Here is a 23,544-nt window from a genome sequence, read left to right as displayed (position 1 = left end):
TTCTGGCCAGAGGCCTCCGAGCGAACGAACTCGTGTGTTCGCCGTGCCTCGTTTCTTTTGTCACGCCACTACTGCAGGAGTTTGCTGTGAGCACCCCCGACTCTGCCCCCACCACCGCCGTCGGCACCGCACGCGTCAAGCGCGGCATGGCTGAAATGCTCAAGGGCGGTGTGATCATGGATGTGGTCACCGCTGAGCAGGCCAAGATCGCCGAAGACGCAGGCGCCGTCGCCGTCATGGCACTCGAGCGGGTCCCCGCGGACATTCGCGCGCAGGGCGGCGTCTCCCGCATGAGCGACCCGGACATGATCGACAGCATCATCTCCACCGTCAGCATCCCCGTCATGGCGAAGGCACGCATCGGTCACTTCGTCGAAGCGCAGATCCTGCAGAGCCTCGGCGTGGACTACATCGACGAGTCCGAGGTCCTGACCCCGGCCGACTACGCCAACCATATCGACAAGTGGAAGTTCACCGCTCCCTTCGTCTGTGGCGCCACCAACCTCGGCGAAGCACTGCGTCGCATCAACGAAGGCGCGGCCATGATCCGCTCGAAGGGTGAAGCCGGCACCGGCGACGTCTCCAACGCCACCACCCATATGCGCACTATCCGCGGCGAGATCCGCCGGTTGACCTCGCTCAGCGAGGACGAACTGTACGTAGCCGCCAAGGAACTGCAGGCCCCGTACGAACTGGTCGTCGAGGTCGCCAAGGCCGGCAAGTTGCCTGTCACCATGTTCACCGCCGGCGGCATCGCCACCCCGGCAGATGCTGCGATGATGATGCAGCTCGGCGCCGAAGGCGTGTTCGTCGGATCGGGCATCTTCAAGTCCGGCAACCCGAAGCAGCGCGCCGAGGCCATCGTCAAGGCCACCACGTTCTACGACGACCCGGACGTGCTCGCCAAGGTCTCACGCGGACTCGGTGAGGCAATGGTCGGCATCAACGTCGACGACCTGCCCGTCGGACACCGCCTCGCAGAGCGCGGTTGGTGACAGCAGGTCCGACGACCGGGCTCAGTGCCTGAAAGTCTTTACACAAGAAGGGGCGGCGGTTGCATTGGCAACCGCTGCCCCTTCGGGGTCTGGCGGACCGTCAGATGCTGTCCGATACCTCGAACACGAACTCGACCTCGACGGCACTGTTTCGGGGGAGTTCGGCCACGCCGATCGCCGAGCGGGCGTGCTGTCCAGCGGTACCGAAGATCTCGGCCAGCAGGTCGGACGCACCGTTGATCACCTGGGGTTGCTGCGAGAATCCGGATCCCGAAGCAACAAATCCAACGACCTTGACGACCCGAACGATGCGGTCGAGACCGACCAAGGCATCAACGGCCGCGAGTCCGTTGAGAGTGCACAACCGCGCCGCCTGGGCGGCGTCTTCGACGGAGACGCCCTCGCCCAACTTGCCGATGCACGTCGTAGTGCCCTCGACGAGCGGCAATTGCCCCGACGTGTAGACGTATGACCCCGTCTGAACGGCGGGAAGGTATGAGCCTGCGGGGGTGGCAACAGGCGGGAGGGTCAGGTCGAGTGCGGCGAGTCGTGCGGTCCAGGTACTTGCGTCGTTCATCGGTTCCTCAATGGGTTCTTTTGTCCGGGAATGGTGTTCGAGTCTGTCATCGGCGGTGTCTGCAAGTCCAAGTCGTATTTGCGCCCACCCCATCACTTTTCGTGATACTCGCTGTCGTCGGATTCAAAATGGTGTTCGATTCGGCCACCTAAGCTTTGTTGTATGTCGTCAATTCGCAACATCTCGCTGGGGCTACCTGTCCGTTCCGGTCACGTACTCATGCTCGACGGCACGGACTCTGTCACGGGGGAGAACTTCCATCGATTGATCGGTGGCGGTATCGAGTTCGGTGAGACGGCCGAGGCGGCGCTGCGACGCGAGTTCGCGGAGGAACTCGGCGTCACGTTGGGGAGCGTCGAGTTGCTCGAGGTCGTCGAGAACATCTTCGAGTTCGAGGGGCGACTTGGGCATGAGATTGTCCATGTCTTTGCAGTCGACTCGGCTGACATCGATGCGATTCCGCTCGACGTGCAACTCCGAGTCCTCGACGAAGGTAGTCCAGTCCACTGGGTACTGACAGGTGGGTCCGACCGCCCCATCTACCCGGCCGGAGTCGCCCGCATTATCGACGCCCTGATTCAGTAGTGGAATCCGTTGCCGAAACAAGAGTGGCTGCAAATGTTGCTCCGCAACAATTTTCGGTCAATCGGGATTCTTCGGACTGATTTCCGGAAACCATAGAGATTCGAACAGAGTTTCGAATATGGTTGAGGAATGTTCGATGACGGAGTAGGAAGTTCAGGTACCGCAGCGCAGCTGCCCGGTGCCGAATCCGACTGCGCCCTGATCGATCTCATCGCCGACCTGCATGCGCGTGAATCGATGCTCGTGGAACGGAAACTCGCCGCCATTGCCGAGTTCTTCGAGCGTCGCAGCGCTGACCACTCCGATGCCGGCGCGTGGTCGTCCACCGCTCACGAACTGGCTGAGGCAGAGCTCGGCGCGGCGTTGACCATGGGTCGTGCCGCGGCGGGAAAGTTGATCGGTCTCGGCTTTTCTCTCAAGACTCGCCTCCATCGCACGCGTGCCGCTATGGCGCGTGGAGAACTCGATCTCTATCGAGTGGGCTTGATCGACTCCGCAACGGCCAACGTCGCCGACGATGTGATCGACGAGGTGGAACGGCAACTCCTCGAGAAGATTTCGGCCCCACCGATTCCCGGCGGTACGGGCCTGACCGGTCGCCGATTGACAGCGGCTATCGACCGGATCGTCGCCGTGGTGGATCCCGAGGGAATGAGGGAACGTCGACGCCGCGCCCTGGCCGATCGGTTCGTGGGTGTTAGCGCTGCCGAGGACGGAATGGCCCGGATCTTGGGGAGTATTCCGGCGGAGGACGCACGGGCTTTCGACGGTCGGTTGCGGGAGTTGGCACTGTCGGTGTGTCGACATGATTCCCGTAAGTACGAGCAGCGACGAGCCGACGCATTGGGAGCATTGGTAGCAGGGTCGACGATTCTGCCGTGCGATTGCGGCCGGGCCGACTGCCCACAAGATCGAAGCGGGATTGTTGTGGTGAGTCGGCCGTTGGTTCATGTGGTCGTGCTTGAGTCCGCGCTTCAAGGTGGTGAAGCACCAGGCGCAGACGAACCCGCTCACCTCGACGGGTACGGAGTGATCAGTGCGGAGCATGCGCGTGACATCGCTGCGGGTGCGGTGATTCGGAAGGTGAAGGTTCCAGCCGACGCGGAGCGTGAGTCTGCCGGTGCGAGCGAGCAAGCACCTTCGCCCGTAACCCCTTCGGCGTTCGTGTACCGCCCGGGCGCTGTCCTCGACACCTGGTTGCGGGTGATCGCAGGAAGCTGCCAGTGGTTGCACTGCGATGTCGCGGCATGGAATTCAGATCTCGATCACACTGAACCTTTTGATCATCGCGATCCCACTCGTGGTGGAAAGACCGTGGCGTCGAATATGAGTGCTTACTGTCGAAACCATCACCGCCTCAAGCATTCCGGTCAGTGGATGCACACCTCGAACCCGGACCGCAGCGTCATGCTGACCTCGCCGACCGGACATTGCTACCGAACGAGGCCGTCAGGTCTGCTGTCGGGAATGCTCGAGCCAGTACCGCCCGAGGGCGGTCGGCGTCGGCGCACACGTCTGGAAAACAAGGCTGTGCGCGTCAAAGGTGAACGCCGGCGGCAGCGGTTACGAATGCACCTGCGAATGAAGAAGAGGGGCCGACGGAAGACCGTCGAGCACGGAGACGATCCACCACCATTCTGAGTAGATCGGCGTGTCAATCCTTGATTTTGGATGCCCACTTTGGTGGCGGGGGGTGCGTCAGGCATTGTGTGAAGGTCGGTAGACGTCGGTACACGGGAAGATGTGGAGCATCGATGGCGAGGATCGAAGAAATTCTGGAGTTGGAACGCCTCGAGCGGGACATCTTTCGAGGAATCATCGCGGAGACCACCCTGACCCGCACTTTCGGCGGCCAGGTCGCCGGCCAGGCATTGGTATCGGCGGTACGCACAGTCGATCCGGCCTACTCGGTACATTCGCTGCACGGGTACTTCCTGCGTCCGGGCAATCCGATGGAACCGACGGTCTTTCTGGTGGATCGAGTTCGAGACGGTCGATCGTTCGCGACCCGACTCGTCACCGGAATCCAAGACGGACAAGCCATTTTCACGATGTCGGCATCCTTCCACGTCCAGGACGAAGGCATCGAGCACCAGGACGAGATGCCACCGGTCCCCGACCCCGAGACCTTGGCCATTGCCCAGGATTCGGAAGACCCCGAAACTGCGTGGTTGGCGCGCGAGTGGTCCGACTGGGACCTGCGAATGGTGCCGAAGGCCGACATCAACAAACGTCCGGGCGCTGCCGCGCAGCAGCAAGTGTGGTTCCGTTCCCGCGAGGCTCTCCCGGACGACCCGGTATTTCACGTGTGCACGCTTGCGTACATGAGCGACATGACGCTGCTCGGATCTTCCCGCGGCCCTCACATGGACGTCGCCATGCAAAGCGCGTCGCTCGATCACGCCATGTGGTTCCTGCGTCCGTTCCGGGCCGACGAGTGGCTGTTGTACGACCAGACGTCGCCGTCAGCGGGCTTCGGTCGCGCACTGACGCAGGGACGAATCTTCGACAGCCGAGGAAATATGGTTGCTGCAGTCGTCCAGGAAGGCCTGACCAGGCTCTATCGGCCGAAGTGACGTCGCCTGAAGTGAGGCCCATCGCAGTGAGACCCTTCAGGGGCGAGACCGCACCGCAGGCCGAGCTGGATGGTCGTACCTGACCTCGAAATCGACCTCCTCGGACACCTCTGAGCGGTGTTCGAGGAGTGCGTCGACGGTCCACAGATCCGCCTCCGGAGTGTGCCGTCGCATGGCAGGTTCGCTCATGTCCAGGCGGACGCTGACGTCGAACTCCAGCCCACGCCCGAGCAACATCGGACCGGCGATCACGATGACCGCGCGCTCATGGACAGGGACCCGGATCGAGCGAGCCGATCGATCGGTGGGTTCGTCCCAGAGTTTCGGCAACAGCGTTCGTTTGGTGCGGGCCGCGGTGATCACTTCGCGATCGAGTGCCGGATAGTCGAACCAGATGGTGCGGTAACTCAACCCATCCTCGTGCCCGAACTCGTATCGCAGCGAGGCCGGTCGCACGTAGTCGTGCAGTGACACAACAGCGCTCGGTCTGTTGTGGGACTCGACGGCGGCGCCGACCAGTTCCGCGAGCCGAGACGGCTGCGCACAATCAGGTCCGTCGATCGCTACTACCGCCACCGACGGAAGGGATCCGCTCAGCCTTGCAATCTGCTCGGCCAGGGCGAGGGGAGTGGACGGGATGAATGTACTCACGCCCACCATGGTGCCGTGCCCGCTCGCCGAGGCGATATTGTGAACCGTCATCGCGCCCAGTGTGGCGGTCTATGTTTTCGGAGGACTCATGGTTGGTATCGAGGAGATCCTCGCGCTCGAACACCTGGAGAAGGACATCTTCCGTGGTGCAGTCCATCCCACCGCCCTTCAGCGGACGTTCGGCGGGCAGGTTGCCGGGCAGTCGTTGGTTTCTGCCGTGAGCACCGTTGACGAGAGCTACCACGTGCACTCGTTGCACGGATACTTCCTGCGTCCGGGCAACCCCAAGATTCCGACGGTCTACCTGGTGGACCGCATCCGCGACGGACGCTCGTTCTGCACCCGCCGGGTGAACGCAGTCCAGGACGGCAAGACGATCTTCACGATGTCGGCCTCGTTCCACGTCGACGACGAAGGTATCGAGCACCAGGATCGGATGCCCTCCGTCCCGGCGCCGGAGGACTTGCCGGACGCCCAGACTGTTCCCAAATTGGCTGAATCGCAGTTCTACCAGGAGTGGAAGAACTGGGACATCAGAATTGTGCCCGCTGAGCAGAGCGCGTCAGCGCCGGATCTCGCCGCGCAACAACGCGTGTGGATGCGCTACCGCGAGGCTCTGCCGGATCGTCCGCTGCTGCACATCTGCACGCTTGCGTACCTCAGTGACATGACCCTGCTCGGAACTTCGAAAGTCCCGCACCGGGGCGTGAAGACGCAGACTGCTTCGCTCGATCATGCGATGTGGTTCCTGCGTCCGTTCCGGGCCGACGAGTGGTTGCTCTACGACCAGACGTCACCGTCGGCAGGTTTCGGTCGCGCGCTCACTCAGGGGCGTATCTACGATCGCGATGGCAACATGGTGGCAGCGGTGGTTCAGGAGGGTTTGACGCGTCTGGAACGCGAACCCGACGGCGATGAGAGCAAGAACAGCCGTGAGAACAAGACAGGAACTGTGTGATGACGCGTCCTTTGATCGGTGTACTCGCTCTCCAGGGTGATGTTCGCGAGCACCTTGCCGCACTTGATGATTCGGGTGCCGATGCCGTGGGTGTCCGTCGGCCGGAGGAGTTGGACAAGGTAGACGGAATCGTGATTCCGGGTGGCGAATCCACCACCATGAGCCGGCTTCTGCAGGTGTTCGAACTGTTGGAACCGCTTCGTGAGCGACTCCGCGGCGGGCTGCCGGCCTACGGTTCGTGTGCCGGCATGATTCTGCTCGCCAGCGAGGTACTCGACACCCGGCCGGACGCCGAACATCTCGGCGCCATCGACATGACGGTGCGCCGCAACGCTTTCGGCAGGCAGGTCGATTCTTTCGAGTCCGACCTGGAGTTCGAGGGCATCATCGGTGATCCCATCCGCGCCGTCTTCATCCGCGCCCCGTGGGTGGAGCGAGTCGGTCCGGGCGTGGAGGTCCTTGCGCAGGTTCCCGCCGCTGCGGGAGAGGCCGCGGGCCGGATCGTCGCGGTTCGGCAGGGCTCGGTGATCGCCACGTCATTCCATCCCGAGGTGACCGGTGACCGTCGGGTGCACGAGTTGTTCGTCGATCTGGTGCGCGGATAACGACGCATACTCAGCCTCGGCCGAACCTACAGCTCCAGTTCGCGGGCAAGGATCGCCGCCTGGACGCGTGAGGTGAGGTGCAACTTCGACAGAACTCGCGACACATGCGACTTCACCGTCGGAGCACCGACACCGAGTTCCCGCGACAGTTCGGCATTGGACAGACCGGTCCCCAGCAGCGCGAGCACCTCACGTTCACGGTCGGTGAGCTCGCTCAATCCCATCGGTTCGGTGGGTTTGGGTGCACGCTGGACGAACTCGCCGATCAGTGCACGCGCCGCGCGAGGAGCGAGCACTGCATCTCCGGCTGCGACATTGCGGATAGCGCTGGTCAGCTCGTCCGCGGTCGCAGTCTTGAGCAGGAATCCCGACGCACCAGCGCGCAGGGCCGCGAAGACGTATTCGTCGAGATCGAAGGTGGTCAACACCAGTACGTGGCTTCGGGTAGTGCCGACGATCTGACGTGTCGCTTCGATGCCGTCGGTGCCTGGCATCCGGATGTCCATCAGCACGACGTCGGGTTGGTGCGTGCGAGTGACGGTGATCGCCGACGCTCCGTCACCGGCCTCCGCGACGACATCGATGTCGTCGTGCTGCCGCAGGATCATCGACAGTCCGGAACGGATCGCGGCGTGGTCGTCGACCAGGGCGACGGTGATCACCGATCCGTTCCGCTCGGTGCGGGGACCGGTAGCTGCGCGCATACCGTCCATTCTCCGTCGACCGGAAGTGCGTCGAGTGAACCGCCCAGCAGCTCGGCGCGGTGACGCATGTTTGCAAGTCCGTGCGTTCCTGCCGGCACACTGGATGTGCCGCGACCGACGGGGTTTCGGATCTCGATCTGTAATGCATTGTGCTGGAGAGAGATCGACATCGAGATCGGTGCACCAGGCGCATGCTTGAGCGCATTGGTCAACGCCTCCTGGGTGATCCGATACGCGGTGTGATCGACGACGCTCGGCAGGTCGGCAGCATCGATGTCGATCGCAACGTGCACGGCTGCGCCGGCTGCCCGAACTGCGTCCAGGACGACGGGCAACTCGGTCAGCCTCGGGGGAGAGGAACGCGGGTCCGGGGTCTCGTCGTCTCCGGCGTGGAGCAGTTCGATCATCGACTGCATCTCGGAAAGGCCCGCGAGACTGCTCGATCTGATCGCTCCGATCATCTCCCTCAAGCCAGTTTGTCGTTCATCGTCGGGTTCGCCCCGTTCAGCGGAGAGAGCTGCGGTGGAGAGTGCGGCCTCCGAGTGGATTGCGATGGCGGAGAGATGGCTCGCGATCACGTCGTGCAGATCGCGCGCCATGGTCGCGCGTTCGTGAGCGACTGCGGCCTCGCGGTCCAGAACGGCGAGTGCCTCGTGGACTCGGGAACGCTCACGTTCGGCCTCGGTCAGTTCGACCTGTCGACGGATGACCAGTGCCCACCACACCGGCGTACCGAAGAACAGAGCGGTCACGACGCCTGCTCCGGCTGCAGCGCGGACGTCCTGGGTGGACAGGTAAACGAGGGCAGTGAGCGCGGCAACCGTCACCGCGGTCAGAGAACACACCACGCGGCCCAGCCGAGCCGTCCCGTACAGAACTGCGGCGTAGGTGAGATCCGAGAGAACCAGCCACATCGGCAGAGTGGGGCCAAGGGCGGCGTCGACCGCGACGATGACGGTCCCCGCCGCCAGGGCCGTGGCCGGGCGCACCCGCCGGAACGAGTCGATTGCACACAGCAGAGCCAGCATCCCGATCCGGACTCCGACGGGGACGTCGGCGACAGCTCCGACATCGGTCCACATTTCGTACAAGCCGACGAGGTAGAGGAGCGCCCCGATCGCGAACAAGCCGAAGGCGATGAGCGGATCGTTCCACTTGCCGACACTCCGACTTCTGGTCACCACAGACTTATCAGAGCACATCGGGGCGCTCGACTTGTCATACCAAATGATGAGATCGGCGTTGTTCCGATGACTGATGTGCGGATTCGAGAGAGAAGACACGCTGGAGGCATGAAAATTCGATTCGAGTTGATGATCGGCATTCTCTTGGTCGTCGGTGGCGGCTGCCTGTGGCTGTTCGCGCGTGACGCCGAGTTCTTCTGGTTTCGCGGCGGGCCACTCGGCGTGATCCTCGCGATCATCGGTGCTTTCGACATCGTGAATGCAGTCCGAACGAGGGAGACGGCGATACCCGAGCGACGAAACGACTGACGTGGACCTCGTCCTACTCGTGACCCTGGGCGGACTCGCCCTGCTGGACAGTACGAGCATCGGAACGTTGGTCGTCCCGGTCTGGATGTTGTTGATGCCGGGACGACCGCACGTTCGCAGGCTGCTGATCTATCTGGTGGTCATCACGACGTTCTATTTTGTTGTCGGGGTGGCAGTCTGGACGACGGCACGGGCAGGCATGCCTGTCGTCGCCCCGCTGCTCGAAACCCCCGCAGCCCGCGGTGTGCAGTTGATTCTCGGTATCGCGTTGTTCGCGTGGAGCTTTCGATTCGATTCCGAGAAGAGGCGCACATCCGGTCAGGCCGATCGAACTCATGTTTGGCGAGAGCGGGTGCTGGGCTCGGCGAGTTCCGCGAGAAGTGTTGTACTTCTGGCGATTGCTGCCGGAACTGCTGAATTGGTGACGATGCTGCCTTACTTGGCGGCAATCGCGATGATCACCGCTGCTGGGTTGTCCGCAGTCACGTCTGCGTCGATACTTGCCGGTTACTGTCTGATCATGGCCGCGCCAGCGGTCCTTCTTCTGTTCGGGCGGGTCGTGGCCGGCCACCGCCTCGACAAGCCGCTGCGCCGAGTGGATTCGTTCATCTCTCACCACGGCGACAGCGCAATGGGTTGGGTGTTCGGCATTGCCGGCTTCTACCTCGCCGGCAATGCCGCTGCCGTGTTGTTCGTGAATTGACGTTGTTCGTGAATCAACCAGCCTGAACCAGCGAATTGATCAGCTTCACACCGTCTTCCGGGTGATCGACGGTCACGGCGAACAGTCGTCCGTTCTCGAGAGTGACCACGATGGCCTCGCCCGAGCGGAGCGTGACGGCTGTTCCACGAGGTGTGATCCGGTACCCCCATCCACCCCATTCGGCCGGACGTATCGCGTCGACCGACGCGGACTTCACTTTCGAAATGGGGATCTTCTTCCATCGAACGCCCCAGGAACTGATGCCGACACCGTGACGGTCGACGCGCACGGTGACCGACGCGAATGCTGTGACGGCGAGGGTGGATACACCCAGGATCACGGCAACCCACCAATCCGAGTACGCGGCAGTCGCGATGACGAGAACTACGAGGCCGGCGGTAGCGATCCACGGCCAGACGCTGCGGACCTGCCCGACCCACACTGCACGTTCGGAGGACGTCAGTGGAGTATCGAGCGTCGGAGTCGGCAGGGGCGACTTCGGGCCGTTTCGTTGCTGGTCAGGCAGCGCGTATGCCAGAACTCCCACGAGTACCGCCGCGATCGGCGCAAGAATCCACCAGCCGATACGTGCGTCTGCCGGCGTTCCGGCATCGAGCGTCAGGGCAACGCTCAGAATCCAGATCGTCGCCAGCGTTGCGCTCGAGATCGAGGTGACGGCGAGAAACAGGGGGGCGTTGTCACTCGAACGGGCCGCGACAACACACGCGATAACGACTGCCACCAGTGATATCGCCAGCGCGATGGAGAAAAAGGTCGTCGTGGTGCTGAACCCGTCCGGGTTCGACCCGGACCAATGGCTCGCGACGGTCTCGGGTAGGCGGTCACCCCACGCGAAGCGTGCGATAACCAGGATCAGGGTCGGGATCAGAGTCAGCGAAGCTGCTGTCCAGAGTCGGATCTTGCTGGTCGTCATTGTGTGCTGGTCTCCTTGATGAGGTCGAGCATGTGCGCGGTGTCGAGTCCGAGATTTCGCGCTTGCCGTACGAACTCGCGCGCAGATTCGTTGAGAGCTGTTCTTCCCGAGTCGAATTCGGCGCGAATGACGGCGCCACGTCCGCGTCGGAGATCGAGCAGGCCTTCGTCGCGCAGTGTTGCGTACGCACGAAGAACCGTGTGGAGATTGACGTCGATCGACTCGGCAAGGGCGCGAGCGGACGGCAGGCGGTCACCTGGACCGATCTCACCGCGGATGACCGAGCCACGAACCCCGGCTGCAATCTGCTCCGCGAGTGGAGTTGTGGAGGCGTGATCTATTCGGACCAACATGTTTGCATTCTATGCAAACAATGCGAGGTTTGACTAATTCGTGTCGGGGGATGCAGCGAGTTGTGACGTGGGACGGGTAACATCGGCAGAGCTGAAAGACGCGCATTCGGCGTGCGCAACGCAGCAGGAAAGGGGCTTGAATCGCATGAGCGGCCACTCAAAATGGGCCACCACCAAGCACAAGAAGGCTGTGATCGACGCACGTCGTGGCAAATCCTTCGCGAAGCTGATCAAGAACATCGAGGTGGCGGCACGAACCGGCGGTGGCGATCCCACGGGCAACCCCACCTTGTACGACGCCATCCAGAAGGCGAAGAAGACGTCAGTTCCCAATGACAACATCGAGCGTGCGCGTAAGCGCGGCGCCGGTGAAGAAGCGGGCGGCGCAGACTGGCAGACCATCATGTACGAGGGCTACGGACCCAACGGCGTCGCCGTTCTGATCGAGTGCCTCACCGACAACCGCAATCGCGCAGCCGGTGAAGTTCGCACCGCGATGACCCGCAACGGTGGAAACCTCGCAGACCCGGGTTCGGTGTCCTACCTGTTCGCTCGCAAGGGCGTCGTCACGCTCGAGAAGAACGGCCAGTCGGAGGACGACGTCCTGATGGCTGTGCTCGACGCCGGCGCCGAAGAGGTCACCGATCTCGGTGAAACCTTCGAAATCGTCAGTGAGCCACAGGATCTGGTTGCAGTGCGTTCGGCGCTGCAGGAAGCCGGCATCGACTACGACTCAGCCGAAGCTGATTTCCGCGCTTCCGTCGAGGTTCCCCTGGATGTCGACGGCGCACGCAAGATCTTCAAGCTCGTCGACGCGCTCGAGGATTCCGACGACGTGCAGAACGTCTACACCAACATCGATCTGTCCGACGAGGTTCTCGCGGCTCTCGAAGACTGATTGCTTTTCAACTCAACCCGGCCCTGACGTCCGCGTCTGGGCCGGGTTGCGTGTTGATGCGGGGTAGTAGTACCGCACACCGCTAAGCTATCGAACAGCTGTTCGGTATGGAGAGGTGTGACAAAGTGCGCGTGCTCGGAGTGGACCCAGGGCTGACTCGCTGCGGGTTGGGCGTGGTCGACGGGAGCAACGGCAGGAAAGTGCGCCCGATTGCAGTCGACGTGGTGCGGACCCCGGCAGAGATGGACCTCGGTTCTCGGCTCCTGCGGATTTCCGATGCGGCCGAACTGTGGATCGAGCAGTACAAGCCCGAGGTGGTTGCGATCGAGCGAGTGTTCGCGCAGCACAACGTCAGTACCGCGATGGGAACGGCGCAAGCGGGCGGTGTTGTGGCACTCGCGGCAGCCAGGCGCGGAATCCCGGTGTGTTTCCACACGCCCAGTGAGGTGAAGGCTGCCGTCACCGGTAGCGGTAACGCAGACAAGGTGCAGGTCACCGCGATGGTGACTCGAATCCTGAATTTGAAGACTGCGCCGAAACCTGCTGATGCCGCCGACGCGCTGGCGCTGGCGATCTGTCACTGCTGGCGAGCTCCCATGATCGAGAGAATGGCCCGCGCCGAGGCGATGGCCGCTGAACAAATGCGTAAGTATCAGGCAAAATTGGCCGAGACGAAGAAGGCAGGTTCACGATGATCGCGTCGGTACGCGGCGAGGTACTCGATATTGCGCTCGACCATGCGGTCATCGAAGCGTCGGGCGTCGGCTATCGGGTCAATGCCACCCCGGTGACCCTCGGTGCGCTGCATCGGGGAAGCGAAGCACGACTGTTTACGACGATGATCGTTCGCGAAGACTCGATGACGTTGTACGGCTTTTCCGATACCGAGTCGAAGGATCTGTTCAGCCTTTTGCAAACGGTCTCGGGTGTCGGGCCGCGCCTGGCGATGGCAACTCTCGCAGTTCTCGAACCCGACGCATTGCGGCGGGCACTTTCGGAAGGCAACCTGACGGCGTTGACGAGGGTCCCCGGTATCGGAAAACGCGGCGCTGAGCGCATGGTCGTCGAATTGCGCGACAAGGTCGACGCGGTCGCGACGACGGCCGGCGCGGCTTCCGGTGTGGTCGCCGGCAGTTCGATCCGCGATCAGATCGTCGAGGCTCTGGAAGGTCTGGGCTTCCCGATCAAGCAGGCCGAGCAGGCCACGGACTCGGTTCTGGCGGAATCACCCGAGGCCACCACGTCGGTCGCGCTGCGTTCTGCCCTGTCGTTGCTCGGTAAGACTCGATGAACTTCGACCCGATCGACGATTTCGAGGACGAGTCGCAGGTCTCCGCCGAATTGGTGGCAGGGGACGGCGACGTCGAAGCGAGTTTGCGTCCCAAGAGTCTCGACGACTTCATCGGGCAACCTCGTGTTCGTGAGCAATTGCAGCTGGTGCTCACCGGTGCAAAACTTCGTGGCAGCACGCCTGATCACATCCTGATGTCCGGTCCGCCCGGGCTGGGTAAGACGTCGATGGCGATGATCATCGCGGGGGAGTTGGGCTCTTCACTGCGGCTGACGTCCGGGCCCGCGCTCGAACGCGCTGGAGACTTGGCCGCGATGCTGAGCAATCTGGTCGAAGGCGACGTGTTGTTCATCGACGAGATTCACCGCATCGCGCGTCCGGCGGAGGAGATGTTGTACCTGGCGATGGAGGACTTCCGTGTCGACGTCGTCGTCGGCAAGGGGCCGGGTGCCACGTCGATTCCACTGGAGGTTGCACCGTTCACGCTGGTCGGTGCGACTACCCGATCCGGTGCGCTGACCGGTCCGTTGCGCGATCGTTTCGGATTCACCGCGCACATGGATTTCTACGAACCCGAAGAGCTGCAACAGATTCTGATGAGGTCGGCCGGAATTCTGGGCGTCAATCTCGAAGTTGACGCCGGGGCCGAAATCGCGCGACGCTCGCGCGGGACGCCGCGTATCGCGAACCGCTTGCTGCGCCGGGTTCGTGACTTCGCCGAGGTCCGCGCCGACGGAATCGTCACCATGGACGTCGCTCAGGCAGCCTTGGCCGTCTACGACGTGGACCAGTTGGGCTTGGATCGTCTCGACCGATCCGTTCTGAGTGCGTTGGTGCGGTCGTTCGGCGGCGGGCCTGTCGGCGTGTCGACGCTTGCGGTGGCCGTCGGCGAGGAACCGTCGACGGTGGAAGAAGTGTGCGAGCCGTTCCTGGTCCGTGCCGGGATGATCGCCCGGACGCCGCGAGGACGTGTGGCTACCGCCGCTGCCTGGACGCAACTCGGAATGACACCGCCGCCGGATGCCGCAGCGGGCGGTATCGAGGTTCGTGTCAACGAACCGCAGGCCACCTTGTTCGATCCGAACGGAGAGTGAATTTCGACTGGAAAGGCCTACTTGAACGGCCGATCTGTCAGGAATCCTCAGCAACTAATGGCACACTGGTGTATTGCGTAGGTCCATCCGGGACCATCGCGGCGTAAAACGTGCAACACAACCGAGGTTGATCAACACATGTCGAGTTTGCTTTTCCCACTCTTGATCCTCGCACTGCTGGTGCCCATGTTCCTGGGCATGCGCAAGCAGAAGAAGGCTTTGGCTGCCACTTCCGAGATGCAGGACTCGCTGCAGGTCGGCGATCGAGTGCAGACCACGGCCGGGCTCTATGCCACGATTGCTTCTCTGGACGACGACACCGTGGACCTCGAGATCGCCGACGGCGTCATCACCACCTGGTCGCGTCTGGTCATCCGTGAGCGCGTGGTCGAGACGACCGAGACCGACGAGTACGACGACGACTCGATTTCGGAGATCGAAGAGTCTGCTGCCGACACCGAAATCCGGCTCACCAAGGAGTCCTGACTTCGTCGACCTGGTACGTGTTCTAGAGTTGTGAACTCGGACACACGTCCAGGTCAGTTTGTCCGTGGTAGTTCTTTCGTGAGAATGGTTCTTTCGTCAGAGCCGTTCTTTGACCAGCAGCTCAGTTCATCCCGTTGATCAATCGTTGCAGTTCGAACGCCGCAGCTCGGGTGGTTGTCGACCGCCCGAGCCCTGCATTTACTGAAGCTCTGCACCTACTGAGGAGACTTAAAGATCGTGGCACCTTCCACCGGAACGGTGCATCCGGTCCGCTACCTGGCCCTTTTCGGGGTCCTGGTGGTGGCACTGTATGCCCTGGTGTTCTTCACTGGCGACAAGTCGACTACGCCGAAGCTCGGTATCGACCTGCAGGGTGGAACGCGCGTCACGTTGACCGCTCGTACCCCGGACGGCAGCGCTCCCAGTCAGGACAGTCTGAAGCAGGCTCAGGAAATCATCGAGACCCGCGTCAACGGTCTCGGCGTTTCCGGCTCCGAGGTCGTCGTCGACGGTGACAACCTCGTCATCACCGTTCCCGGCGACGACAGTGCGCAGGCTCGCTCGCTCGGCCAGACCGCGCGTCTGTACATCCGCCCGGTGACGGGTTCGATCGATGTCGCCACCCGTGACGCGAATCGGACAGCTACGCCCGAGGCGCCGGCGGCCGAAACTCCGGCCACCGATGCTCCGGCTCCCGAAGCGCCCGCTGACGGGACCCAGACTCCGCAGAATCGTCCGTTCCTGGCTCAGGACCCGACTACCCCGGAGGCCACCCCGGCGCCGGAGACGACAACGCCGGCTCCCACCGGAGACGCGCCGAGCGACGGCACCGACGAAGGCGACGCAGCAGCAGCGGAAATCGCCGCAGCGCGCGCCCTTCGACAGAGCACCGACCAAACCGTGCAGCAGCAGGCACTGGCCAACCTCGACTGCTCGGTTGCAGATCCACTTCGTGGCAACGACGACCCGACCCTGCCGCTGGTCGCATGCTCGCAAGACGGACTGAACATCTACCTTCTCGGTCCCTCGATCATCGACGGCCAGGAGATTGCCGACGCGTCGTCGGTCTTCAACTCGCAGCAGTCGCGCCACGAGATCAGCCTCTCGTTCAAGACGACCGGCAGCAACACCTGGGCCGAGTTCACCTCAGCCAACATCGGCAAGCAGGCAGCGTTCACGCTCGACTCGAAGGTCGTCAGCGCTCCCACGATTCAAGGCGCAACGCCTGCGGGTAGCGCCACTTCGATCACCGGCAGCTTCACTGCAGAAAGCGCCAAGGAGCTGGCCAACACACTGAAGTACGGTTCGCTTCCGCTCTCGTTCGCTGCCTCGGAAGCCGAGACGGTCTCGGCCACGCTCGGCCTGGCCTCACTGCAGGCGGCATTGATCGCCGGAGCAGTCGGTCTCGTACTCGTGCTGCTGTACTGCCTCGTCTACTACCGCATGCTCGGCGTTCTGACGGCGTTGTCGCTGATTCTCTCCGGAGTCATGGTCTACGCGATCATGGTTCTGCTCGGCAGATACATAGGCTTCACACTCGACTTGGCCGGCATGGCCGGTCTGATCATCGGTATCGGTATGACCGCCGACTCCTTCGTCGTGTTCTTCGAACGCATCAAGGACGAAATGCGTGAGGGTCGTAGCTTCCGCTCGGCGGTGCCACGCGGTTGGGCGCGAGCGCGCCGAACCATTCTTTCGGGCAACGCGGTGAGCTTCATCGCCGCTGCAGTTCTGTACGTACTGGCGGTCGGACAGGTGCGAGGATTCGCCTTCACCTTGGGTCTGACCACCATCCTCGACGTGATTGTCGTGTTCCTCGTGACGTGGCCACTGGTCAGCATGGCGTCCCGTTCGGCGTTCTGGTCCAAGCCCAGCGTCAACGGTCTCGGCGCAGTGCAAGAGGTTGCCCGCGAACGTAAGGTTGCCGCCGCTGCGTCGGCTAAGGAGACACGAGCATGAGCGAGTCCAACAACTCCCCGATGGGGTCCGACAACAGTTCCTCGGCCGCGTCCTCCGATGCCGCAGCCCGATCGGAGATCACCGACTCCGGCGTCGACCAGGGCGCGATGCCCAAGCACAGCTGGCTCTCGCGTCTGTACACCGGAACGGGTGCGTTCGAGGTCGTCGGCAAGCGTCGCTTCTACTACGGACTGACCGGCGCTCTGGTCGCGATCGCGTTGCTGAGCATCATTCTGCGCGGCTTCACCTTCGGTATCGACTTCGAAGGCGGATCGCGCATTCAGTTCCCGGCCGAGGGTGGAGTCGAGACGTCGGCGGTGGAAACCGTGTACTCCGACACACTCGGCTTCGAGCCCGTCAGCGTGCAGACGGTTGGCTCGGGTGCCAGCGCCACCGTCCAGATCCGGTCGGAGACGTTGAACGCGACGCAGATCAACGATCTTCAGTCGGCTCTCTTCGACGAGTTCCAGCCCAAGGACAAGAACGGGAACCCGTCGGCGCAAGCCATCAGTTTCGCGGACGTGAGTGAAACCTGGGGCGGCCAGATCACCAAGAAGGCGCTGATCGCGCTGATTGTGTTCCTGGTGATCGTGAGTATCTACATCGCCATCCGCTTCGAGCGCGACATGGCGGTAGCAGCCATCGTCGCGTTGTTCTTCGACATCATCGTCACTGCCGGCGTCTATTCGCTTGTCGGTTTCGAGGTGACGCCCGCGACGGTGATCGGTTTGCTCACCATTCTCGGCTTCTCGCTGTACGACACAGTGGTGGTGTTCGACAAGGTCGAAGAGAACACCCGCGGTGTTCTGCATCTGACGCGTCGTACGTACGGCGAGCAGGCCAACCTCGCGGTGAATCAGACCTTGATGCGATCGATCAACACGACCGTCATCAGTGTGCTTCCGGTGATCGCGCTGATGGTCGTCGCGGTCTGGATGCTCGGCGTCGGCACGCTCAAGGACCTTGCGCTCGTTCAGCTCGTCGGCATCATCGTCGGTGCGTACTCCTCGATCTTCTTCGCGACGCCGCTCCTGGTGTCGATGAAGGAACGCTGGGGACCCGTCGCCGCACACACTCGTAAGGTGCTCGCTCGCCGGGCTACGCTGGCCGAGAAGGGTACGCAGGCGGTTGCCGTCGGCGCACCAGTTGCACGTCGTGCGCCGGTTGCTCCGCAGCCGGGTGCGCGGCCGACCGGAAAGCGAAACAAGAAGGGGCACTGAACATGCTCCCAAGGACACGCACACTGGTTCGATCGATGACGTTCGTTGCAGCCACTGCGGTGGCTGCGGGTTCGTTGGCGGCCTGCTCGGAAAGCTCCGAGCAGGTTCCCTCCATCGGATACGCCATCGACAACTCCATCTCCACGTACAACGCCAACACGACAGCCGGATCGGTGTCCGGGGCGATGGCCGCGTTCGGCCGGGTGCTTCCCGGCTTCACGTTCACGGGCCCGGCCGGGGCACCGGTGTCGGACACCGACATCGGAACGGCGTCGGAGTTGCCCGGTGACGTCCTCACTGTCTCGTACAAGCTCAATCCGGCGTCCGTGTACTCCGACGGAATTCCGATGTCCTGTGACGATCTGGTCCTCACCTGGGCGGCGTCGAGTGGCAAGTTCACCAAAGACGTCGATGGGGTCGTGAAGCCCATGTTCGACACGGCGAACAATCTCGGATATGCGGACATCGACCGGATCGACTGCCAGAGCGGGTCGAAGGACGCGACTGTCTTCTTCAAACCCGGGCGATCGTTCACCGATTGGCGATCTTTGTTCGGTGCGACTGCATTGATGCCTTCACACATCGTGACGCAGCGCGCCGGCGTCGGCGACGTCGTGAGTGCGGTGAATGCCGGTGACACCGAAGCGTTGTCGAAGATCGCGGACTTCTGGAACACCGGGTGGAACCTGACTCCCGGGCAAGTGGACACCTCCGTACTGCCTTCCGCTGGTCCGTATCGAATCGACTCGTACAGTGCCGATGACGGTCTGGTACTGGTCGCGAACGAGCGGTGGTGGGGTAACAAGCCGGCGACCGATCGCATCGTCGTCTGGCCACGTGGTGTGAATCTGACCGAGGACCTCGACAAGAACTCGATCGAGGTCGTCGACGTCGCTTCCGGGTCGGCAGGCGAACTCGGCACGCCGTCCGGGTTCGATGTCCAGCAAATTCCGTCGCGGTCGATCGAGCAGTTCGTTCTCGCGACTTCGGGCGCGCTGGGGGACGAGGCCGCGCGCCGTGCCTTCGCGCATTGCGTTCCGCGGACATCACTTTTCGAGAAGTTCGGGCAGACGGAGAATGCGCCGCAGGCCGGTCTGGGTTCCGGCGTGGTTGATTCACGACTGATGGCGCCGGATTCACTCGTCTACGGCGACGCCGCCGCGGTCGACGGTGATCGGTACGCCAACGCCGACGTCGAGGCCGCGAAGACGTCGTTGTCGGAAGCCGACCTCGATCAGTTGACCGTCCGGGTCGGGTACCTCGCACCGGACCCGGTGCGGGCGCAGATCGTCTCCGAGGCGAAAGCCGCGTGTGCTCCGGCGGGAATCACGATCGAGGACGCGAGTAGCGACGGCTTCGATCCGGCGAGTCTGCAGTCCGGGGGAGTCGACGCTGTGCTGTCCGGCATGGCAGGCAAGGTCGGTGCAGGCGGCACAGCGAGCATGATCGACGCGCGCGGAGCATTGCGATCGGGCAACGGCGCAAACCTCGGAACGTACGGAAACGCAAGGATCGATCAGATCATCGATCAGTTGAACGTGGATGCGAGCACCAGTGCGCAATTGGGACTCGCGGTGGAGGCGGAGAACATCCTGTGGACCCAGGTGCCTACGATTCCACTGTTCAATCAACTACGAACTGTCGCTGTAGCCCCAGGCATGTCGGCAGTGTTGGTCAATCCGACTCGGGCCGCTACCGGCTGGAACATGGACAGATGGGTACTACGCAGATGAGCGTCTTGAACGGTGTTGCCTTGCACACGACTGAAGAATTGATCGCAATCCACCGGGCTGCCGGAGACGCCGTTGTTCGGCTGACCCGCTGGGCGGACAACTTTCCCGGTCCCGGTGTTCGGTTCGCCGATCTGACTCCGGTGTTCGCCGACGCCGAGGGATTCGGAGCCGTGCTCGACGCTCTTGTCGCCTGCGCTCCGGAAGCCGACACGATCGCCGCCGTCGATGCTCGCGGTTTCCTGCTCGGTGCCGGCGCGGCCGCGAAGATGGGCGCGGGAGTAGTTGCCGTGCGGAAGGTCGGCAAACTGCCGCCACCCGTGCTCTCTCGTTCGTACAGCCTCGAGTACGGATCGTCGACACTCGAGATCCCGGCAAACGGCTTCGATCTCACCGGACGGAATGTTCTGGTGATCGACGACGTTCTGGCTACCGGAGGGACACTCGAGGCGGCTGTACAGTTGGTTGAGTTGGGTGGAGCTAACGTCGTCGGCGTCGCAGTGGTGCTCGAGATCGAGGAATTGCGCGGCCGTGATCGCTTCTTGAAGTACCCACTGACATCCCTGGTGAAGGTCTGAGTATTAAAGTTGTCTCCTGGGGGTCGAGTTAGACCTCCAGGGCAATTACCCGATGCAGGGCGGTTGCCTCATCCAACTCGGTGGTAGGAGGTGGCGACATGACGTCGAATCTTGATCGATCACAGAACTCGGGTGCAGTGTCGCAGGAGACGGGTGCAGTTCCCGCTCCGGAGACGACACCATCGAAGTCCGCGGTTCCTGACGTTTCGGGATCAGCGCAAACTACCGGCAATCGGGGTGGGCAGAATCTGGCGGTTCCCGCTTCGGCCTCCCGTAGGGTGCGTGCCCGGCTTGCGCGGCGCATCACCGGTCAGCGCAATGCCACCATCCGCCCGGTACTCGAGCCGTTGGTCAGCCTCCACCGTGAGCTGTATCCGAAGGCCGACCTCGCGCTGCTCCAGCGTGCGTACGACGTCGCCGAGGACAGACATTCGAGCCAGCGGCGCAAGTCCGGCGATCCGTACATCACGCATCCGTTGGCCGTCGCGAGCATTTTGGCCGAGTTGGGTATGGACACCACCACCCTCGTTGCAGCCCTTCTGCACGACACCGTCGAGGACACCGGTTATTCGCTCGAAGAGTTGACCAAGGACTTCGGTGACGAGGTCGCTCACCTCGTCGACGGAGTCACCAAACTCGACAAGGTCGTTCTGGGCACCGCAGCCGAGGGCGAAACCATCCGCAAGATGATCATCGCGATGGCGCGGGACCCGCGCGTGCTCGTGATCAAGGTTGCGGATCGTCTGCACAACATGCGCACGATGCGATTCCTGCCGCCCGAAAAGCAGGCACGTAAAGCCAGAGAGACTCTCGAAGTCATTGCGCCACTTGCGCATCGGCTCGGAATGGCGACCGTCAAGTGGGAACTCGAGGACCTCTCGTTCGCAATCCTGCACCCGAAGAAGTACGACGAGATCGTTCGACTGGTCGCTGACCGCGCACCTTCTCGTGACACCTATCTCGCCAAGGTTCGCGCCGAGATCAACTCGACTCTGTCCGCCTCGCGGATCAATGCCATCGTCGAGGGCCGGCCCAAGCATTACTGGTCGATCTATCAGAAGATGATCGTCAAGGGCCGCGATTTCGACGACATCCACGATCTGGTCGGCGTGCGCATTCTGTGTGAAGAAGTGCGTGACTGCTACGCCGCGGTCGGCGTTGTCCACTCGCTGTGGCAGCCGATGGCCGGACGCTTCAAGGACTACATCGCGCAGCCGCGCTACGGCGTCTACCAGTCGCTGCACACCACCGTCGTGGGACCGGAAGGCAAGCCCCTGGAGGTCCAGATCCGGACCCAAGACATGCACCGGACCGCGGAGTTCGGTATCGCCGCGCACTGGCGGTACAAGGAGACCAAGGGCAAGCACGCCGGCGACATCGCCGAGGTCGACGACATGGCGTGGATGCGTCAGCTACTCGACTGGCAACGTGAAGCGGCCGATCCGGGGGAGTTCCTCGAATCGTTGCGTTACGACCTCGCCGTCAAGGAGATCTTCGTCTTCACGCCGAAGGGTGACGTCATCACGTTGCCTGCCGGATCGACTCCCGTTGATTTCGCGTATGCGGTGCATACCGAGGTCGGCCACCGGTGCATTGGTGCCAGGGTCAACGGCCGACTGGTCGCACTGGAACGAACTCTCGAGAACGGCGAAGTCGTGGAGGTCTTCACGTCGAAGGCTGCCACCGCCGGGCCGAGCCGAGATTGGCAGACATTCGTCGTCTCGCCGCGCGCCAAGGCGAAGATCCGTCAGTGGTTCGCGAAGGAACGCCGCGAAGAGGCGCTCGAGTCCGGCAAGGATCAGATCGCGAAGGAAGTCCGCCGTGTGGGACTTCCGTTGCAGCGGTTGATGAATGCCGAATCGATGAGCACGATCGCGCACGAACTTCGCTATCCCGACGTCTCGGCATTGTACACGGCGGTAGGCGAGAGCCAGGTGTCGGCGCACCACGTCGTGCAGCGTCTTGTTGCTCATCTGGGCGGCGTCGGCGCCGTCGAGGAGGAATTGGCCGAGCGTTCGACGCCGTCGACCATGCCGGTACGCACCCGCAGTACGGGCGACTCCGGAATTCTCGTTCCCGGAGCGCCGGGCACGGTGGCCAAACTGGCAAAATGTTGCACGCCGGTTCCGGGCGATTCGATTCTGGGCTTCGTCACGCGCGGCGGAGCGGTCAGCGTGCACCGTACCGACTGCACCAACGCCAACTCGCTCCACGATCAGGCGGAGCGAATCATCGACGTCGAATGGGCACCGTCAGCGACGTCGGTGTTCCTGGTCGCGATCCAGATCGAGGCGCTCGATCGTCATCGGTTGCTTTCCGACGTCACCAAGGCGTTGGCCGACGAGAAGGTGAACATCCTGTCTGCCTCGGTCACCACGTCCGGCGACCGAGTGGCGATCAGCAAGTTCACCTTCGAGATGGGCGACCCGAAGCATCTGGGTCATGTGCTGAATGTGGTTCGCAATGTGGAAGGCGTTTACGACGTCTACCGCGTGACCTCTGCTTCGTGACTGCTGTGCGCCTTTATTAACCGCGGGCGGTTAATAAAGGCGCACAGTGGGTCAGGCGACTACTGCAGTCTCGATGGTGATCGGGGTGTTGGGTGCACCGCCGCCGGTTGCGCCCATGCCACCGTCGTCGCCGTCGGCTGCGATTTTCTCGATTGTCGCCAGGCCGGCGTCGTCGATCTTTCCGAAGACCGTGTAGTTGGGCGGCAAGACCGAATCCTCGTAGACGAGGAAGAACTGACTGCCGTTGCTGCCCGGTACACCCGAGTTGGCCATTGCCAGCGTGCCGCGGGGGTAGACGGCAGGCAAGGAGAGTGCCGGATCGTTAGCCGGGTAGGCCGTGGTCGGGTACTCGTTGTCGAAGCCGTAGCCCGGTCCGCCCGTGCCCTTGCCCGAGGGATCGCCGCACTGCAGGATCTGCAACCCAGGGCTGGTCACGAGTCGATGACACGGAGTGTCGTCGAAGTACTTCTGCTCGGTCAGGCTCACGATGCTGTTGACCGTGCAGGGGGCTTCTGCCGGGTAAGTCCCCTGGGGTGGTGGACATTCGGTGAGACAGCGTAGCCGCAGGTGGGGCGTGTCGTTCCGGTTCTGTGGGTGGGCCATCGCGTAGTGATGAACGAGTTACCTGACCAGTGACTCGACCA

General features: G+C 62.7%; 24 protein-coding genes and 1 pseudogene. 18 read left to right on the top strand and 7 right to left on the bottom strand.

Annotated elements, in window-relative coordinates; genetic code table 11:
• The first annotated feature begins 86 nt into the window (after nucleotides 1-86).
• The gene (gene pdxS / locus G8767_RS04900) at nucleotides 87-995 is read left to right on the top strand and encodes a pyridoxal 5'-phosphate synthase lyase subunit PdxS (protein ID WP_124569700.1); all 909 of its coding nucleotides are present in this window, start codon (nucleotides 87-89) and stop codon (nucleotides 993-995) included.
• Between the two features lie 100 nt (nucleotides 996-1,095).
• On the opposite strand, the gene G8767_RS04895 is transcribed toward pdxS, so the two are convergent.
• Entirely contained in the window at nucleotides 1,096-1,572 is a 477-nt protein-coding gene (locus G8767_RS04895) for a RidA family protein (RefSeq protein WP_046379901.1), read from the bottom strand.
• 162 nt (nucleotides 1,573-1,734) lie between these two features.
• Between G8767_RS04895 and G8767_RS04890 the strand changes: the two genes are divergently transcribed.
• From G8767_RS04890 to G8767_RS04880, 3 genes are all read left to right on the top strand, one after another.
• Complete coding sequence (locus G8767_RS04890) at nucleotides 1,735-2,157, top strand: NUDIX domain-containing protein (RefSeq protein ID WP_124569698.1); 423 nt, start codon at nucleotides 1,735-1,737, stop codon at nucleotides 2,155-2,157.
• A 129-nt stretch (nucleotides 2,158-2,286) separates the two neighbouring features.
• A complete protein-coding gene (locus G8767_RS04885) occupies nucleotides 2,287-3,798 on the top strand; it encodes an HNH endonuclease signature motif containing protein (protein WP_166809515.1) in 1,512 nt (503 codons plus the stop codon).
• 113 nt (nucleotides 3,799-3,911) lie between these two features.
• Entirely contained in the window at nucleotides 3,912-4,733 is an 822-nt protein-coding gene (locus G8767_RS04880) for an acyl-CoA thioesterase II (protein WP_019748291.1), read from the top strand.
• A 36-nt stretch (nucleotides 4,734-4,769) separates the two neighbouring features.
• Here the strand turns inward: G8767_RS04880 and G8767_RS04875 are convergent, their stop codons facing one another.
• Nucleotides 4,770-5,435 (bottom strand): hypothetical protein, encoded by a 666-nt coding sequence (locus G8767_RS04875; protein ID WP_240951933.1) that lies wholly within the window; start codon nucleotides 5,433-5,435, stop codon nucleotides 4,770-4,772.
• A gap of 37 nt (nucleotides 5,436-5,472) precedes the next feature.
• Between G8767_RS04875 and tesB the strand changes: the two genes are divergently transcribed.
• Both tesB and pdxT read left to right on the top strand, forming a co-directional pair.
• Entirely contained in the window at nucleotides 5,473-6,342 is an 870-nt protein-coding gene (gene tesB / locus G8767_RS04870; RefSeq protein WP_166809514.1) for an acyl-CoA thioesterase II, read from the top strand.
• Nucleotides 6,342-6,947 (top strand): pyridoxal 5'-phosphate synthase glutaminase subunit PdxT, encoded by a 606-nt coding sequence (pdxT, locus tag G8767_RS04865; RefSeq protein WP_166809513.1) that lies wholly within the window; start codon nucleotides 6,342-6,344, stop codon nucleotides 6,945-6,947. The genes tesB and pdxT overlap by 1 nt, the downstream gene beginning before the upstream one ends.
• 26 nt (nucleotides 6,948-6,973) lie before the next feature.
• Here the strand turns inward: pdxT and G8767_RS04860 are convergent, their stop codons facing one another.
• Entirely contained in the window at nucleotides 6,974-7,651 is a 678-nt protein-coding gene (locus G8767_RS04860; protein ID WP_166809512.1) for a response regulator transcription factor, read from the bottom strand.
• Nucleotides 7,606-8,832 carry a histidine kinase gene (locus G8767_RS04855; protein WP_346842958.1) on the bottom strand — a complete coding sequence of 409 codons (1,227 nt, stop codon included), beginning with the start codon at nucleotides 8,830-8,832 and terminating at the stop codon, nucleotides 7,606-7,608. The genes G8767_RS04860 and G8767_RS04855 overlap by 46 nt, the downstream gene beginning before the upstream one ends.
• Before the next feature lie 111 nt (nucleotides 8,833-8,943).
• On the opposite strand from G8767_RS04855, the gene G8767_RS04850 reads away from it, so the two are divergent.
• Nucleotides 8,944-9,144, top strand: a complete 201-nt coding sequence (locus tag G8767_RS04850; RefSeq protein ID WP_003943331.1) for a hypothetical protein — start codon at nucleotides 8,944-8,946, stop codon at nucleotides 9,142-9,144.
• 1 nt (nucleotide 9,145) lies between these two features.
• The gene (locus tag G8767_RS04845; RefSeq protein WP_166809510.1) at nucleotides 9,146-9,847 is read left to right on the top strand and encodes a GAP family protein; all 702 of its coding nucleotides are present in this window, start codon (nucleotides 9,146-9,148) and stop codon (nucleotides 9,845-9,847) included.
• A 13-nt stretch (nucleotides 9,848-9,860) separates the two neighbouring features.
• On the opposite strand, the gene G8767_RS04840 is transcribed toward G8767_RS04845, so the two are convergent.
• Both G8767_RS04840 and G8767_RS04835 read right to left on the bottom strand, forming a co-directional pair.
• Nucleotides 9,861-10,781, bottom strand: coding sequence for a hypothetical protein (locus tag G8767_RS04840; RefSeq protein ID WP_166809509.1), 921 nt, complete (start codon nucleotides 10,779-10,781; stop codon nucleotides 9,861-9,863).
• A complete protein-coding gene (locus G8767_RS04835) occupies nucleotides 10,778-11,134 on the bottom strand; it encodes a GntR family transcriptional regulator (RefSeq protein WP_030536855.1) in 357 nt (118 codons plus the stop codon). Before G8767_RS04835 ends, G8767_RS04840 begins: the two co-directional genes overlap by 4 nt.
• A 145-nt stretch (nucleotides 11,135-11,279) precedes the next feature.
• Between G8767_RS04835 and G8767_RS04830 the strand changes: the two genes are divergently transcribed.
• The 10 genes from G8767_RS04830 to G8767_RS04785 all read left to right on the top strand — a co-directional run bounded on the left by G8767_RS04830 (nucleotide 11,280) and on the right by G8767_RS04785 (nucleotide 22,900).
• Nucleotides 11,280-12,032, top strand: a complete 753-nt coding sequence (locus G8767_RS04830) for a YebC/PmpR family DNA-binding transcriptional regulator (protein ID WP_007732951.1) — start codon at nucleotides 11,280-11,282, stop codon at nucleotides 12,030-12,032.
• A 125-nt stretch (nucleotides 12,033-12,157) separates the two neighbouring features.
• The gene (gene ruvC, locus G8767_RS04825) at nucleotides 12,158-12,727 is read left to right on the top strand and encodes a crossover junction endodeoxyribonuclease RuvC (protein WP_166809508.1); all 570 of its coding nucleotides are present in this window, start codon (nucleotides 12,158-12,160) and stop codon (nucleotides 12,725-12,727) included.
• Nucleotides 12,724-13,323 carry a Holliday junction branch migration protein RuvA gene (gene ruvA / locus G8767_RS04820; protein ID WP_003943318.1) on the top strand — a complete coding sequence of 200 codons (600 nt, stop codon included), beginning with the start codon at nucleotides 12,724-12,726 and terminating at the stop codon, nucleotides 13,321-13,323. Before ruvC ends, ruvA begins: the two co-directional genes overlap by 4 nt.
• Entirely contained in the window at nucleotides 13,320-14,417 is a 1,098-nt protein-coding gene (gene ruvB / locus G8767_RS04815) for a Holliday junction branch migration DNA helicase RuvB (protein ID WP_095973598.1), read from the top strand. Before ruvA ends, ruvB begins: the two co-directional genes overlap by 4 nt.
• Before the next feature lie 138 nt (nucleotides 14,418-14,555).
• Nucleotides 14,556-14,903 (top strand): preprotein translocase subunit YajC, encoded by a 348-nt coding sequence (gene yajC / locus G8767_RS04810; protein ID WP_003943339.1) that lies wholly within the window; start codon nucleotides 14,556-14,558, stop codon nucleotides 14,901-14,903.
• A gap of 237 nt (nucleotides 14,904-15,140) precedes the next feature.
• Nucleotides 15,141-16,862, top strand: coding sequence for a protein translocase subunit SecD (gene secD / locus G8767_RS04805; RefSeq protein ID WP_095973599.1), 1,722 nt, complete (start codon nucleotides 15,141-15,143; stop codon nucleotides 16,860-16,862).
• Entirely contained in the window at nucleotides 16,859-18,082 is a 1,224-nt protein-coding gene (secF, locus tag G8767_RS04800; protein WP_200314972.1) for a protein translocase subunit SecF, read from the top strand. Before secD ends, secF begins: the two co-directional genes overlap by 4 nt.
• Before the next feature lie 2 nt (nucleotides 18,083-18,084).
• Nucleotides 18,085-19,815: an ABC transporter substrate-binding protein gene (locus G8767_RS04795; RefSeq protein ID WP_166809507.1), complete on the top strand. Its 1,731-nt coding sequence runs from the start codon at nucleotides 18,085-18,087 to the stop codon at nucleotides 19,813-19,815.
• A 41-nt stretch (nucleotides 19,816-19,856) separates the two neighbouring features.
• Complete coding sequence (locus G8767_RS04790) at nucleotides 19,857-20,390, top strand: adenine phosphoribosyltransferase (RefSeq protein ID WP_296556109.1); 534 nt, start codon at nucleotides 19,857-19,859, stop codon at nucleotides 20,388-20,390.
• Between the two features lie 98 nt (nucleotides 20,391-20,488).
• The gene (locus tag G8767_RS04785) at nucleotides 20,489-22,900 is read left to right on the top strand and encodes a RelA/SpoT family protein (RefSeq protein WP_166809506.1); all 2,412 of its coding nucleotides are present in this window, start codon (nucleotides 20,489-20,491) and stop codon (nucleotides 22,898-22,900) included.
• A gap of 51 nt (nucleotides 22,901-22,951) precedes the next feature.
• On the opposite strand, the pseudogene G8767_RS04780 reads toward G8767_RS04785, so the two are convergent.
• Nucleotides 22,952-23,416 (bottom strand): annotated as a pseudogene (locus tag G8767_RS04780) (peptidylprolyl isomerase); the annotation flags it as partial.
• Between the last annotated feature and the right edge of the window lie 128 nt (nucleotides 23,417-23,544).

Source organism: Rhodococcus sp. IC4_135 (genome assembly GCF_011602025.1).
In the GTDB taxonomy this organism is placed as follows: domain Bacteria; phylum Actinomycetota; class Actinomycetes; order Mycobacteriales; family Mycobacteriaceae; genus Rhodococcus_F; species Rhodococcus_F baikonurensis.
This window is presented reverse-complemented; position numbering and strand designations above follow the sequence as displayed.

What these genes read in the sequence shown, in the direction of transcription:
- G8767_RS04875 (WP_240951933.1), bottom strand. Translation starts at nt 5,435, where the DNA reads ATGACGGTTCACAATATCGCCTCGGCGAGCGGGCACGGCACCATGGTG.
- G8767_RS04795 (WP_166809507.1), top strand. Translation starts at nt 18,085, where the DNA reads ATGCTCCCAAGGACACGCACACTGGTTCGATCGATGACGTTCGTTGCA.
- G8767_RS04840 (WP_166809509.1), bottom strand. Translation starts at nt 10,781, where the DNA reads ATGACGACCAGCAAGATCCGACTCTGGACAGCAGCTTCGCTGACTCTG.
- G8767_RS04785 (WP_166809506.1), top strand. Translation starts at nt 20,489, where the DNA reads ATGACGTCGAATCTTGATCGATCACAGAACTCGGGTGCAGTGTCGCAG.
- G8767_RS04850 (WP_003943331.1), top strand. Translation starts at nt 8,944, where the DNA reads ATGAAAATTCGATTCGAGTTGATGATCGGCATTCTCTTGGTCGTCGGT.
- secF (WP_200314972.1), top strand. Translation starts at nt 16,859, where the DNA reads ATGAGCGAGTCCAACAACTCCCCGATGGGGTCCGACAACAGTTCCTCG.
- G8767_RS04835 (WP_030536855.1), bottom strand. Translation starts at nt 11,134, where the DNA reads ATGTTGGTCCGAATAGATCACGCCTCCACAACTCCACTCGCGGAGCAG.
- G8767_RS04860 (WP_166809512.1), bottom strand. Translation starts at nt 7,651, where the DNA reads ATGCGCGCAGCTACCGGTCCCCGCACCGAGCGGAACGGATCGGTGATC.
- G8767_RS04830 (WP_007732951.1), top strand. Translation starts at nt 11,280, where the DNA reads ATGAGCGGCCACTCAAAATGGGCCACCACCAAGCACAAGAAGGCTGTG.
- ruvA (WP_003943318.1), top strand. Translation starts at nt 12,724, where the DNA reads ATGATCGCGTCGGTACGCGGCGAGGTACTCGATATTGCGCTCGACCAT.
- tesB (WP_166809514.1), top strand. Translation starts at nt 5,473, where the DNA reads ATGGTTGGTATCGAGGAGATCCTCGCGCTCGAACACCTGGAGAAGGAC.
- G8767_RS04880 (WP_019748291.1), top strand. Translation starts at nt 3,912, where the DNA reads ATGGCGAGGATCGAAGAAATTCTGGAGTTGGAACGCCTCGAGCGGGAC.
- G8767_RS04895 (WP_046379901.1), bottom strand. Translation starts at nt 1,572, where the DNA reads ATGAACGACGCAAGTACCTGGACCGCACGACTCGCCGCACTCGACCTG.
- yajC (WP_003943339.1), top strand. Translation starts at nt 14,556, where the DNA reads ATGTCGAGTTTGCTTTTCCCACTCTTGATCCTCGCACTGCTGGTGCCC.
- ruvB (WP_095973598.1), top strand. Translation starts at nt 13,320, where the DNA reads ATGAACTTCGACCCGATCGACGATTTCGAGGACGAGTCGCAGGTCTCC.
- G8767_RS04890 (WP_124569698.1), top strand. Translation starts at nt 1,735, where the DNA reads ATGTCGTCAATTCGCAACATCTCGCTGGGGCTACCTGTCCGTTCCGGT.
- G8767_RS04885 (WP_166809515.1), top strand. Translation starts at nt 2,287, where the DNA reads ATGTTCGATGACGGAGTAGGAAGTTCAGGTACCGCAGCGCAGCTGCCC.
- pdxT (WP_166809513.1), top strand. Translation starts at nt 6,342, where the DNA reads ATGACGCGTCCTTTGATCGGTGTACTCGCTCTCCAGGGTGATGTTCGC.